Consider the following 14341-nt stretch of genomic DNA (forward strand, 5'->3'; position numbering starts at 1 on the left):
GCTCTTTTGCAACCTGCAACTATCTAAGGTGTTGCATTTTCGGTATCACTCTATTGCGAATCGAATCGCTTTGAAATTCCTGATCGCGTAGTTTCGGATCAATCCTTAACGGGCTTTCTTGCTGAGCTGTAAATCGCCGTTCTAAAAGTCGAATTTCGCGCTCTAGTTGGTTGTGCCCAAGATTGAAAAATTCTTGTGAGTTTGAAGGAGTGAGATCGCGGCTGAGGCGTTGGCGATCGCGCACAGATAAATTTGGAATGGATTGAGCTTGAACAGCAGAACTGATCAGCAGCAAGGGAACGATCAGAAACGCAAATTTAAGCATAGTGACCTCTTTAAAATGCAATTCGCATCCTAGACTTCAATTATAGGAAGGACTGAGCAAAGTCGGAGGTTCTGCTTGAATCGTCATCTTTTCTTTGCTAACAGGATGAATCAACCCGACAGCATACGCATGAAGTAAATAACCACAATCTCCAGGCACTGAGTTTTGATTGATAGCGACTCCTCCCACTCCATAAAGCGGATCACCCCAAAGTGGATATCCTGCTGCCGCTAAGTGAATCCGAATCTGATGCGGTCTTCCGGTGGGAATTGTAACTTCTAGCAACGTGGCATTCGGAATGCGATCGCGCTCTAGCACCTGGCAATGGCTGATGGCTTCTTTCCCGGTTTCCGTTGCGACATACAACTCTCCAAGCTGTGGATAGGCAACCTTGCCAATTCGGTGAGTGACAGTGAACTGATCTGCATCAGGAATTCCAGTAACGAGCGCCCGATATCGTTTTTCAAACGTACGATCGCGCAAATCCTTCGATAACTGCGATCGTGCTAGCTCTGTTTTTGCTAAAACAATCACTCCCGAAGTTCCTCTGCCTAATCGGTGAATTGGAACTGGAGGAGTCGCATACTCGCGGCGTAGCCATCCCCATAATGTATTTTCCAGAAAGCCTGCGCCTGGTAAGACAGGCAATCCAGACGGTTTGGATAAAATAAGCAAGTGCTCATCCTCGTACAGCGATTGAATCTCGAATGAAACATCTGGCTCGATCCAAGGCGAGCGCTGATAAGACAGCAGTTGACCAGGCTGCAATGGCATTTCGGGATCGCTGACTGGAATATCATTGATCGAAATTGCGCCAGACTGAATGCGATCGAGCCAATCTTGTCGAGAAGAATGCGGATAACGCTCAGCATAATAATCTAGTAACGTCCTTCCTTGCCGATCGATTCGATCTGTGTACACCCAACCCTGATTGAAATGACTCAAAAAAAGATTCTCCAAATTCAACTCGATTTTGACGGATTACCAGACGGATCAACCTTGCTGCCTGCTGCTTATCTCGATGTGGGTGAAGGCACTCCCATTGTCATGCTACATGGGTTTATGGGTAGCGCAGCCAATTGGTTGCCGCTGATTGAGTTGCTCAAACCAAATTTTCGCTGTATTGGCATTGATTTGTTCGGCTTCGGAGCTTCTGCCCGTCCTATCATTCGCTATGACATCGCCAAAGAAGTCACATTCTTACGCCAAGTCGTTCAAGCATTAGAACTAAACTCTTTTTATTTACTCGGACATTCTTTTGGCGGATGGGTTTCGGCTGCCTATACGTTGCAATATCCTGAATCGGTGAAAGGTCTAATTCTCGCGGCTCCCGCTGGAATTCGCGATGATAGTTTCTGTGGACGATATGATCATCTGCGTCCTCTGCTCTGGCAAACTCCTGTGATTGATTGGGCATTAGCCTTGATTAAACCGATCGCAGTTCAGATTGGACAAGAAAAAACAATTGCTCAAATTGCTTGGATGCGGCAAGAATTAAATGCCCAACCTGCCGCCCGATCCTTTTTAGTCGATCGCTTAAGACCCGAAGATGCGATCGATACGGTTGAAAAAGAAATTCACCAAATCACCACACCGACTTTAGTGATCACAGGCGATCAAGATGAAACGATTCCACTTTGGCATAGCGAAACGTATGCTCGTGAAATTCCAAACGCCAAGTTCTCTATCCTGAAGGATGCCGATCATAGTCTGCCACAAAATCATTTTCCCGAACTTGCCTCACTCATCTCTCAGTGGCGTTCACTCCATCCTTAACGTTCACTCATCTCTGATCGTGGGCAGACTGAATCTATCAATTTCAGTTGGATTTGTGCTGCTTTTATTAAGCAAAACTTAGCGATCAACTTCTATAGATTAAGCGTGGATAAAATTATCCATTTGCAGTTAAGCTTTATCGCCTTCAACGTGAACTTCTTAATGAGCGTCAATTTCCAAAGGTAAGCAGGCATGGCAAAGTCGATCGACCTGGAGACATCTCGCACTCCAAGCACAGCAGTAGAGCCAAATCGTCCTGCAATGCTCAGAGAAGCCGACTGGCTCTTGCAGACTGTGGTCGAAAATCTCAATGATGGCGTTGTGATCACAGATTTGCAGGATGAAGTGCTGTATGTCAACTCGCGTTTGGCGAAATTAGTCGGCTGTTCTGTTGCCGAAATGGTGGGGCGACCCGCCCATCAATTTTTTCATGAAATCGAAGGATGGTTAGAATTTCAAGGCTCCGCCGATCAATCTCAGCCGTTTTATGGCTGGAAGGAAGGACAGCTTCGCCGCAAAGATGGCAGAAAGTTCTGGGCGGAAGTCAACTCCACGTTACTCTGTAACGCCGTGGGAGAAGCCAGCGGAACGTTAATCACGGTCAAAGATATCACAGAACGCAAATGGCTTGAGGAATATCTCCGACTGCTTGAATCGGTCGTGGTCAACGCAAATGAGATCGTCATGATCTCGCAGACGGAAGAAGCGATCGACGATCCCCTGGGTTTGAGAATTGTTTATGTCAATGATGCCTTTTCCCGAGCAACAGGCTACTCTTCTGGTGAAGCGATTGGGAAGTCTGCTTTGCTTTTGCTAGGTGAAAAGACTTCGATCAGTGAAGTTGATCGCATTCGAGATACGCTCAATGCTCATGAACCCGTTCGAGCCGAAGTGATTCTCTATCGCAAAGACGAGTCTCATTTTTGGGTCGATGTCAACATGGTTCCGATTCGCAACGAGCAGGGGCAAGTGACTCATTTTGTTTCGGTCATGCGGGAAGTAACAGAACGCAAGATTGTGGAAGAACAACTGCGTCGGAATGCGTTTCACGACTCTCTGACTGGTCTGCCGAATCGGCTTCTCTTCATGGAACGGTTGAGTCAGACTGTTGAGCGTGCCCATGAAGATCCGAACTATCGATTTGCGCTCTTGTTCTTAGACCTCGATCGCTTCAAAGTGATCAACGATAGTTTGGGGCACATGATTGGGGATCAACTGTTAATTGCGATCGCCCGACGACTTGAATCTTGTCTGAATAAGCATGACACGGTTGCCCGACTGGGTGGAGATGAATTCACGATTTTGCTGGAAAACATTAAGAGTGATGCGGACGCAACGAAAGTTGCAGAGCGAGTTCAGAAAGCTCTCTCTACCCCATTTAATCTCAGCGGTCATGAAGTGTTTACTTCAGCCAGTATTGGCATTACGCTCTCTTCAACTGATTTTGATCGCCCAGAAGATTTGCTCCGCGGTGCAGATATCGCTATGTATCGTGCTAAAGCGCAAGGAAAAGCTTGTCATGAAGTCTTCGATCACGATATGCATACGCATGTTGTGGCGTTGATGCAGCTTGAAAATGATTTGCGTCGAGCGGTTGAACGCCAAGATTTTGAATTGTACTATCAGCCGATTGTTGCTTTAGCGACGGGGCGGATTATGGGATTTGAGGCGTTAGTGCGCTGGCAACATCCAGAGCAAGGCATTATCTCACCTGCAAAATTCGTGCCGATCGCAGAAGAAACTGGCTTAATTATTCCATTAGGGCAATGGGTACTGCGTGAAGCCTGTCGGCAATTAAAACAGTGGCAAGATGAATTTTCATCAGAACCGCCCTTGACAGTGAGCGTCAATCTTTCGAGTCGGCAGTTTTCGCAGCCAAGTTTGATTAATCAAATTCGCCAGATTCTGGTAGAAACTGGGATTGATGCTCACTGCCTAAAGCTCGAAATTACTGAGAGCGCGATCATGGAGAATACTGAATCTGCGATGGATATGTTGCTACAGCTTAAAGCGATGGGCATTCAGCTTTCGGTAGATGATTTTGGCACAGGATATTCTTCGTTGGGCTATTTGTATCGATTTCCGATGGATGTACTGAAAATCGATCGCTCTTTTGTGAGCCGGGTCGATGTCGATGGTGAAAAGCTAGAACTCGTTCGCACCATTATTACACTGGCTTGGAATTTGGGGATGGATGTAGTCGCAGAAGGGGTAGAAACGACGAAGCAGTTAGCGCAGTTGAAAGCGCTGAAATGTGAGTATGGGCAAGGGTTTTTATTCTCGAAGCCATTGCCTCGACTTGAGGCTGCCAAGTTAATTCCTCAGCCCCATCCGTTCTTACATTTGATTCAGACTTGATCTGGATTTCGCCTTTAGCGGATAACGTGAAGACAGAACGAGCTTGTCTTCAGTTGATGAAGTGGGATCGCTCAATTGTCTGCATCAAGCTTGAGAAATTCCTGGCTGCCTTAAAGTTCAGTAAAAATGTCAAGTTGTTGGGCTGGTTCTTTCGCTCGCTCTGATGGCTTGGCTTTGCCTTTACGCAGTCCGATCGCGATTTTGCTATGTTTCTCGATTTGAGTCATGACTTGCCGGGCACGATCGATGACTGAACTCGGCAGTCCTGCGAGTCGTCCAGCTTCAATGCCATAAGAGCGATCTGCTCCTCCGGGTTGAACTTTATGCAGGAAAATAATTTGCTCGGGCATTTCTCGCACTGTGACTTGATAGTTTGCGACATTCGGCAAGATCGAAGCGAGTTCATTCAGTTCGTGATAGTGCGTTGCGAAAATCGTTCTAGCTCGAATCTCAGTTGCGAGATGTTCGGCGACTGCCCACGCGATCGACAATCCATCAAACGTCGCAGTTCCTCGTCCAATCTCATCAAGTAGCACGAGCGATCGCTCAGTGGCATGATTCAGAATATTGGCAGTTTCATTCATTTCAACCATGAATGTTGATTGTCCAGTTGCGAGATCATCGACTGCCCCGACCCGCGTGAAAATGCGATCGCAAATGCCAAGTTGTGCGGATTCAGCCGGAACAAAGCTCCCAATCTGTGCCATGAGTTGAATTAAACCAATCTGGCGCAGGTAGCAGCTTTTACCACTTGCATTCGGACCAGTCAGAACAATCAGATCGGGTGCAGGAGAACCCAGTTCTGCGGAGTTTGGTACAAAGAATCCTGAGGGAATCGATTGTTCAACAACCGGATGACGACCTTCCACGATCGCAATTTCTCGTCCTACTGACATTTGAGGACGACAAAAATTTTGATAAACGGCTAGCTCTGCCAGTCCTGCTAGAGCATCTGCTGCTGCGACTGCATGAGCCACTTTACGAATGACTTCGGCTTGTTCTCCTACTTGCGATCGCAGTCCCGCAAAAATTTCATACTCTAGCTCCCCGATTTCTCGCCGAGCGTTCATCACCCGACCTTCTCGAACTTTTAGTTCTGGAGTCACAAAGCGTTCTTCATTCGTTAAGGTCTGCTTGCGTTCATAGCCTTCGGGACATTGATCAGCTTTGGCGCGAGAGATACTAATGAAGTAGCCAAAGGCTTTGTTATAGCCAACTTTTAGCGTTTGAATGCCGGTGCGATCGCGTTCTTTTTTTTCGAGTTCGGCTAACCATTTCTCGTCGTCTACAGCTTGCTGGCGCATTTCATCTAGCTGCGGCACAACGTTTTCACGAATCAAACCGCCTTCTTTCAGACCTAGCGGTGGACGATCGACTAAATGCGCCTGAAGATGTTTGCCAAGCTGTTCCAGAATCGGTGGAACATGCTGCAATGCTTTGAGATAGGGAGATTTTGCCTGAGCGACAAGCCTCGCAAGTTCGGGTAGTTTACTCAACGACTCAGCTAAATTGACTAAATCGCGCGGGTTGGCAGTTCCCGATCCAGCTCGACCTGCTAAGCGCTCCAAGTCATAAATCTGATTGAGCATGGCTTTGAGGTCTTCGCGAAGGATGCCATTGCGGACGAGTTCTTGAATCGTGTCGTGTCTGGCTTCAATGTCGTCAATGTTCAGCAAAGGTTGCAAGAGCCATCGTCTCAAAGCACGGCTTCCCATCGACGTTTCAGAGCGATCGAGTGCCCACAGCAATGAGCCATGAAATACACCATCTCGAACGGTTTGCGTGATTTCTAGATTGCGCCGAGTCTGGGGATCAATGGTGAGATATTCACTGATGGTGTAAGTACAAATCGGTTGAAGTGGCACTTGGGTGAGTTCGGGTGTTTTTGATTTGGTTGTATCAATCACACTGCGCTCTGAAGTAGTTTCGAGATACTCAAGCAATCCTCCTGCGGCGCGAACTGCTAAGGGGAGATGTTCACAGCCTAGACCTTCGAGCGATCGCACTTTGAAACGTTCGAGCAATCGCTGTCGAGCTTCATGTTGATTAAAGGGAGCTTGCGATCGCAAGGTATAGCAAAACTGGGTTGGCAAGCTTTCTGGAACATGGGGAGAGCGCTCTCCGGGTCGAAGTAACCCGCCTAAATCAGGTGCATTGGTTGGGATCAGAACTTCCGCAGGCTGCAATCGCATTAATTCGCTACAGAGCTGATCGAGTCCGGTGGCTTGCGTCGTTAAGAATTCTCCAGTTGAAATGTCCGCATAGGATAATCCCCAATGATTTCCAGCAATCACAATTGCAGCTAAGAAGTTATTTCGCTTTGCATTCAACATTCCTTCTTCAAGAATGGTGCCGGGCGTAATCACACGGGTAATTTCTCGCCGAACTAATCCTTGTGCTTCGGCAGGATCTTCAACTTGATCGCATACGGCGATCGCATATCCTCTTTCGACTAACGTTGCAGAATAGCGATCGAGCGCGTGATGCGGAATTCCTGATAAAGGGACGCGCCCAACTTCTTTGCCGCCGTCTTTGGAAGTCAGAACAATTTCTAGTTCTCGTGAGACAATCAGTGCATCTTGGAAAAACGTTTCATAAAAGTCCCCGACTCGATACAGGACAATTGCATGGGGATATTGATCTTTGAGATCCGCGTAATGTCGCATCATGGGAGTGAGATGCTCCCGCTGGACAGCACGATGATCTGCATATCGCACTGAATGTTTGATTAAGCGATCGGGAACTCCATGAGTCGGATCGGGCTGAGTCGAGGGAACAGTCATGAAAGAATTAGTACTCTTTTACTAAATTTTAGCCTGCCTCAATTTATTATGCGGGTTTACGATTCAAAGTGGGGAAAGATTATGCGATCGTAAACTTTCCCTAGGATTTACCGCAGGCTAAAATTTCTCGAGACTAAGGTAGGATGCCATGCGCTAGAACCAGGCTATCGAGTTTGCCAGACCGCTGCCTTACTACCGCACACTCACTTCGTAACTCATTTCCACCGCAGATTTCGGTGCGATCGCTCGATTAAACACCCAACGGAGATGGCTGTAAGTATCAGCAGGCGCAGGCTGCATTCCCGTTCTACCATCTGGCAAAGTGATCAAAATCATTGGATTTTCAGAAAACGTTTTGCCGCCATCAATGCTGTAGGTTAATTCTGCATCCCCTTTGATTGCGGAGTTGAGGCTATAGATTGTTCCTTGCGGAATCGGTTGAGTCACGACTAATTTTTCAGCCGGACGATCGCTTGTATTTTTGCCGATAACCTGAAATCGCAGCACCGTACCTTTTTTCACCATCGTATCTTGTTTAAGCTCGTTCCAAATGACTTGCTCTTTGCCTCGTGCATCTTTCTGCACGTGCTTTTGCTTAGCAATCAGCTTCAATTCAACTTCCGTTTGATGGATGGATTGTGCGACAGATCTGCCCTGCTCAAAAAAACGAGCCGCAGCAGGGGTTCCATCGACTGGGATCATGGCGATCGCAGCTGCAATTCCCAAGCCAAATACCACATAGCGACGTGTCATTGTTCTCTCCTAGGGGTTAGTGAATCTGACAACGGAAGAAGAATGTTCTAGCAGCGTCGATCGCAGGCTGAAAGTCGGTTAGACTACTTCTGAGTAGAGAACTTGCGGCTAGGAACTGATGCAGATTTTTCATGATGAGCAAGGGTGAGTGAGCGAGAACATAGCTCGCAAAACTCGTCAGCAGAACAACACTTTTTACATTTAAGAGAGTCCCCAGGTTTTTGTAATCTTTATCAAACTCTTGGAAAATTCCGTTAGAACACGGAAGAGATTGCGCAAAACTTTGGGGTAGTTGCGCTCGGTTAAGTTCGCTGATTGATCTGAGGCTGAAACTGATCTCAACCGTTCAATCACCGAAAGTCTGAATAAAAAACCGTGACAAAAAAAAAGGCGGTGCTAAAACGGTTTAGCGAATTGTGTGATGCAAGCCTATGCGAGTTTTGCTAGTAGAAAATGATGAGCAAGTTTCTACAGCGATCAAAGCGGCGTTAACCAAGCAACTTTACACGGTTGATATTGCGATCGATGGTCAAGCAGGTTGGGAACTCGTCGAAGCGATCGAATACGATTTGATTTTGCTGGCTGTGATGCTTCCTAAAATCGATGGCATCCAATTTTGCAAGCGCTTGCGAAATCGAGGTCATTCAACCTTGGTGATGATGATTACTTCCAAAAGTGCGATCGCAGATCGAGTACTAGGCTTAGATAGTGGTGCTGATGACTATATTGTGAAGCCGATTGCTCTAGCAGAGCTAGAAGCTCGAATCCGGGCGTTGTTTCGACGTAAAACAGCCGCAATTTCAACGATTCTACGCTGGGGAAAATTGCAGCTTGATTGTCATACTCGCGAAGTCCTTTATGATCAGACTCGGTTAGATTTAACCTCTAAAGAATTCGCGCTGCTAGAGCGATTGCTAGAGGGTCGAGTATATAGTCAAAGCGATCTAGTCGATCATCTCTGGTCGCTGGATGAAGACCCGCGCAAGGAAGAAGCCGTTCGGGCGTTGATTAAGCGATTACGACAGAAATTGAAAGCGATCTACGCAGAGGAGCTGATTGAAACGGTGTATGGACAGGGATATCGCCTCAATCCTGAGTTACGAGAACCGATTCGATCTTTATCTGTCAAAAGTGAAGTTTCTGCAACGCTCAAGCCTTATCGAGTACAACAGCAGCCCCAAGTCTTAGTCGTCTTATCCGATCAGCACTTGCTCGATCAAATTATTCAAGAATCAGATCTGTATTCCATTCAAGTGACGGGTGCTCCGACAAGCGCGATCGCCCAGATACGACTTCAGCATCAACGCTTTGCTCTCATTGTGCTGGACTGCGATCTGGTTCTGCCTGAATCATCGATTCAGAACACGCCCGTTTTGCTGCTCAAAAGACTGAATCCAGAGTGTGAACAGAACTGGTCTGCTCAAATCCGGGGCAGCTTGTACTACCCGATTACACCAACTGAGTTGCTCAAAGCGAGTCTAGATCGGTTGGAACCGTCGCAACCTCTGATGCAGCGGGTCATGATTGTCGATGACGACCCTATGGTGGTTCGTTTAATTAAAGGAATATTGGAGGACTGTAGCATTCAGGTCAACGCCATCACGAATCCTTTAAGACTCTGGGAAGAACTTGAGTCTTTTGCGCCTGATTTAGTCATTCTTGATGTCAAATTGCCGCATATTGACGGACTTCGTTTATGTCAGGCAATTCGCGAGGATGTGCGGTGGTCTTGGCTACCCGTTTTATTTCTAACAGGTCTACATAATCTTGATATCATTCGAGAAATTTTTGCAGTCGGGGCAGATGATTATGTCAGTAAACCCATTGTTCCGGCTGAATTAATCGAGCGAGTCTCTAAACGATTAACTCGAATGCAGCATATTCGGCATCAGGCCGATGTTGATCCATTAACCAATTTGCCGACGCAACAGCAAGCCCGAGGAATGCTCAGACAATTATTGCATCTCGCCCATCAGAACCAACAGGTGCTATGCTTTGCTGTTCTCAGGCTGAATGACTTGCAAACCCTAAATCAGCAGCACGGATATCGCTATGGCAATCAAGTTTTACAGCAAATTGCGACTTCTCTTCGGAAATCATTTCGTATCGAAGATGTGATTGCTCGTTGGAGTGGATCAGAATTTGTGGTTGGAACCTACAATCTGACGCAAGGTGAGGTTGGAGATTGGCTCGCACAGATGCTAGAGTCCCTACACCAGACAGAATTAAGATTGCCTATGGGTTCGATTGCGATCACATTCAGGGCAGCAGTTGCCGAGTATCCCAAGGATGGAGTCGATCTTCCCTCACTTTATCAAGCCGCGATCGCCACACTAGAGCAAACAAAAGCTGACATGATCGATCGTGTTCTACCTGCGGGCTGGCAACCTGATGCAACAGATCGGGATGTCATTTTGCTGCATCGACCCTCCACGTTTGCTGAGGAGATGGTGCGCGCGCTCTTGACGCGGGGCTATCGGATTCGATGGCTCCAAGATGGTCGATCGGGATTAGAAGAATTACAAGCTGAAGGCGCAAGCAAAAAAGTCCTGCTCCTTGAAGCACAATTACCTAAATTAAACGGGATCACACTGCTACAGCGTTTGAAAAAGCAGAAGTTTTTGCAAACTACCCCCGTTATTTTACTGGCTACCCAACCTGCAGAAGCAGAAATGGCAAGGAATTTTGGCTGTTTTGATTATGTGATTATGCCTTGTGCAATCCCACTGCTAATGCAGAGTGTATGCAAGGCGCTGGACTCGATCCGTTAATCTGCAAATGCAAGTGAGAGAAGACACAATTCTTTGTGATTGCAATCACTCAATCTCGCACTTTCACGGAAGATTTTGCGAAGCTCAACTTAAAATCAAGAATCTTACTGAGTATCTTTTTTTACAATCAGGATTTTTGTCACAACTTTGTCACAACTTATTGCCTAAACTCCTACTTGAGCTAGATGCTGACTGGATATATCTACCAAATTCAGTATTCGGCAATTCAATTAGAGATTCATTTTATACTCGCAATTTAAAAGGGTGAGCATTCAATGAGTCCTACAGGGTATTGCATATGAAATTGCCTATCTGCCTAGATTGCCCGTAACCGATAACGCGGAGCGGTTTGGCATAGGTTCAGCAGAGTTTGTCACTTATTTAATTGGTCAATCATGCAACCACGACGCACCCCCCGGCGAGCGAGTCAACTGCTTGCTGCTACATTTTTACTCACCACTGGATTCCCTCTCGCACCTGTATTTGCAGAAGGAACTCAAGCCGGTACTTCGATTAGTAACACCGCCAATGTTACCTACCGTTCTCCCAGAGATCCGGGAACGACCATCAATGCAACCTCAAACACTGTCTCAGTGCAAGTTGCAGAAGTCGCGGGGATTACGGTGACCGCCTCAGGGGTTACAGATGTTGACGGCGGACAGGTTGAGGTTGGAGACACCCTTTACTACACCTACAGCTTGACCAACGTTGGTAACGATCCAACGAGTTTCCGGATTCCAAACCTGGCAAGAGTGACTGGACCAGGTACACCTGGAACCCTAGAGTACAGCATTGATGGGGGAGCGACTTGGACTGCGTTTCCAGGAAGTGAATTGCTCACCAACACAATCCCAAGCTTAGCGAACGGGATTGTGCCGGGCGGTTCAATTCTAGTGCGTGTGCCTGTGACGATCGCAGCTGGGGCACAGGCGAATGATGTGGTTTCTGTCACCTTAGGGGATACTCCTGGAGATGCCCAAAACCAAGCCCGAAGCCCGAATGGAGGCGACGTTTATACCGTCGATAATCCAGACGGAACGCCAGGCGGAGAAGTGACAGGCGCACCTGTCAACGGCGTTCGAGAAGCGAGCAGTACAGCACAAGCAACGGTCAATCAAACGGCAAGAACCTATGCGTTAGCAACATTGCTGAAGACTCGGACAGGCTATACCCCCACTGGAGCACCGGGTCCCGGTGATGATCAAATCTCCTATGGATTGAGCTTGCGAGTTGAAAATACTGATCCAACCGGACTTGGAATTACGCCTGCGCCTTTGGCTGGAACGACAGTCAATGGTGTAGCTGGCTCAAATATCTTAGTCTCGGATGCGATTCCTCTAGGCACAACGTTTGTCAGTGCTGTTGCTCCACTGGGTTGGCAAACAGTTTACACTAGCTCTGCGATTTCAATCGATGCAAACCAAGCGACGTGGAGCACAACTCCGATCGCGAATCCAACCCGGGTTGGTTTTGTCAGAACGGGCACGATTGCGCCTGGAACGACAGTCACCGGATTCCAAATCACCGTAGCCGTAGCAGGAACTCCTGCGTCTATTACAGTTGCAAACATTGGCCAATTGTTCGGTTCGACTCCAAGCCAAACGGTTGGACAACCTGGTGTACCAGTTTACGACGAATCTGGTGACCAGAATCCAAGTAACTACAGCGACGATGGAACTCCTCCTGGAACAGATTCAAACGGCGATGGTGTGCCTGATGCTTTGCCTGATACAGACATTGACGATGGTTTCGTCAATACTCCAGCTAGCCCTGAAACAGGTATCGATTCCGGCAACAATAATTCGGGTCAAGACAGCACCCCAACTGAAGGGGGTGGTGAAGCCAGTGTTTTCACCCTAAACACGCCTGTCCCGGCTGCTGTGAGCAATGGTCCCGATGGCGCACCCACCGCAACGGGCCCTTCTGGTACAGACAATGACGACTTTACGAATGCTTCGTCTCCTGTTCCACCGAACCTCGTTGCTGGAACTAATGCAACGCTTGACCCCGCTCCTGTTGCCTTTACAAACACGGTGCTGAACAGTGGAACGAGTCCTGGCAATATTGTGCTGACTCCACAACCTCCAGCAACTCTGGATCATCTTCCTGCAAATTCTACGGTGACGATTACGGCTGGTAGCAGTTCTGTGACTTATCAGTATGACGGTGCAGGGAACTACACGATCGTATCGAGCAACACAGGTGGAAACCCGATTCAAATCAACAATGTTCAACCGGGTCAGCAGGTGAACTACGGGGTTGAGGTCAATCTTCCGCTGAACACGCCGCTGTCAACCGATATCAATCGAGGTTTCCCGGTTCCAATTCAGGCAGGAATTGATACAGATAGTAACATTGCGACGATTGAGGCGACGAATTTGACCATCGATCGAGTCTATACAGGCTACCTCAGAACGGTCAAAGAGAGCCGCATTCTGCCGGGTACAGGTCCAGCACCGACAGCTGCGGATTCCACGTTCAGCACTACCCAAAAAACGCCTGCTCCAGGCAACATCATTGAGTATCGGATTACCTACACCAACATTTCAGAACCGCAATCCGGCACAGGCAACATCATCCTGGAAGCTGAGCAAGTGGTGATTGATGAAAATGGCGTATCCGGTGCAAACAACACGAACAACTGGGCAAGAGACAATGATGGCAATGGCATCATTGACACGAGCAACATTGTAGGAAGTGCAGCGGATTCTGGTGCTTCGACGGTTAATTTCTTTAGCGGCAATCCAGCAACGACTGGGGCTGTTGATCAGACGGGAACGACGGCAACTACTGATGTGACGCGATATGTGAACACGGTAACTGGCATTGTTGCACCTCAGCAATCTCGAACCTTCACGTTCCGCCGTCGCGTGAACTAAGCTCAGTAGCCTTTTTGCAAGGAGTGATTTTCTAACGCTGCTCCTTGCAAAAGGTCTGATTGTTCATCCCATCATCTGCATTTATTTTTTACCGGAGAACCTTTATGAAACGTTGGTCTATTAGTTTAGGTGCAGTAGCTCTCATTGCTGCAACATTGCCATTCCTCAACGGTACGCCTGTGATGGCAAGCCTGCAACAGGCAGGAGCCGCGATCGCAGAGCGCCTACAACGCCCAGAAGTCAAACTCAACCTTGCAGTTGAGAAGCAAACCGTCATGGTCAATGAGCAAGGGCAAAAACAAGTGAAGTGGAATGCTCTGCAAGGCAAAGCTCTGGTTGAACCCGGGAATGTTCTGCGGTACAGCTTGACCGGGAAAAATGCGGGAGATCTGCCTGCTCAAGGCATTGAATTGACCCAACCGATTCCGAAAGGCACAAAATTTGTGTTGAACTCAGCCACAACAAACAGTGCAGGACAGATCACTTACAGCATTGATAACGGCAAAACTTTTGTGGAAGCACCGACAGTGACGGTGACCTTAGCAGACGGCAAGACGGTCGAACGTCCTGCACCTGCTGAAGCTTATACCCATGTGCGCTGGAACCTGGCTAAAGATTTGAATCCTCAAGCTGCCCTGATGGCTGCTTACCAAGTCGAAGTCCGCTAGAGCGAAGTTTGGACTAGAGGGAAAGAGC

The 14341-nt window shown here is 47.8% G+C and carries 9 protein-coding genes; 5 read left to right on the forward strand and 4 right to left on the reverse strand.

From position 1 onward, the window contains the following. Positions 1-19 precede the first annotated feature (19 nt). Both OU814_RS16915 and OU814_RS16920 read right to left on the reverse strand, forming a co-directional pair. Positions 20-325 carry a hypothetical protein gene (locus OU814_RS16915; RefSeq protein WP_017287902.1) on the reverse strand — a complete coding sequence of 102 codons (306 nt, stop codon included), beginning with the start codon at positions 323-325 and terminating at the stop codon, positions 20-22. Between the two features lie 36 nt (positions 326-361). Next, positions 362-1246, reverse strand: coding sequence for an RluA family pseudouridine synthase (locus OU814_RS16920; RefSeq protein WP_268184471.1), 885 nt, complete (start codon positions 1244-1246; stop codon positions 362-364). Positions 1247-1261: 15 nt separating this feature from the next. Between OU814_RS16920 and OU814_RS16925 the strand changes: the two genes are divergently transcribed. Both OU814_RS16925 and OU814_RS16930 read left to right on the forward strand, forming a co-directional pair. Beyond that, entirely contained in the window at positions 1262-2101 is an 840-nt protein-coding gene (locus OU814_RS16925) for an alpha/beta fold hydrolase (protein ID WP_190648209.1), read from the forward strand. Positions 2102-2293: 192 nt separating this feature from the next. Then, on the forward strand, positions 2294-4459 hold the full coding sequence (locus OU814_RS16930; RefSeq protein ID WP_017287905.1) for a sensor domain-containing protein: 2166 nt from the start codon (positions 2294-2296) through the stop codon (positions 4457-4459). 110 nt (positions 4460-4569) lie between these two features. On the opposite strand, the gene mutS is transcribed toward OU814_RS16930, so the two are convergent. Together mutS and OU814_RS16940 are read right to left on the reverse strand one after the other, a co-directional pair. Beyond that, positions 4570-7242 (reverse strand): DNA mismatch repair protein MutS, encoded by a 2673-nt coding sequence (gene mutS / locus OU814_RS16935; protein WP_268184472.1) that lies wholly within the window; start codon positions 7240-7242, stop codon positions 4570-4572. 192 nt (positions 7243-7434) lie between these two features. Continuing rightward, a complete protein-coding gene (locus OU814_RS16940) occupies positions 7435-7995 on the reverse strand; it encodes a hypothetical protein (protein ID WP_268184473.1) in 561 nt (186 codons plus the stop codon). Positions 7996-8426: 431 nt separating this feature from the next. Here OU814_RS16940 and OU814_RS16945 point away from each other — a divergent pair, with 431 nt between their 5' ends. From OU814_RS16945 to OU814_RS16955, 3 genes are all read left to right on the forward strand, one after another. Beyond that, positions 8427-10766, forward strand: coding sequence for a response regulator (locus OU814_RS16945; protein ID WP_268184474.1), 2340 nt, complete (start codon positions 8427-8429; stop codon positions 10764-10766). A 395-nt stretch (positions 10767-11161) separates the two neighbouring features. Then, complete coding sequence (locus OU814_RS16950) at positions 11162-13645, forward strand: DUF7925 domain-containing protein (RefSeq protein ID WP_268184475.1); 2484 nt, start codon at positions 11162-11164, stop codon at positions 13643-13645. A 104-nt stretch (positions 13646-13749) separates the two neighbouring features. Further along, on the forward strand, positions 13750-14313 hold the full coding sequence (locus OU814_RS16955) for a DUF11 domain-containing protein (protein WP_017287910.1): 564 nt from the start codon (positions 13750-13752) through the stop codon (positions 14311-14313). Positions 14314-14341: the final 28 nt, after the last annotated feature.

Source organism: Leptolyngbya sp. GGD, from assembly GCF_026735145.1.
Taxonomy (GTDB): Bacteria; Cyanobacteriota; Cyanobacteriia; order Leptolyngbyales; family Leptolyngbyaceae; genus Leptolyngbya; species Leptolyngbya boryana.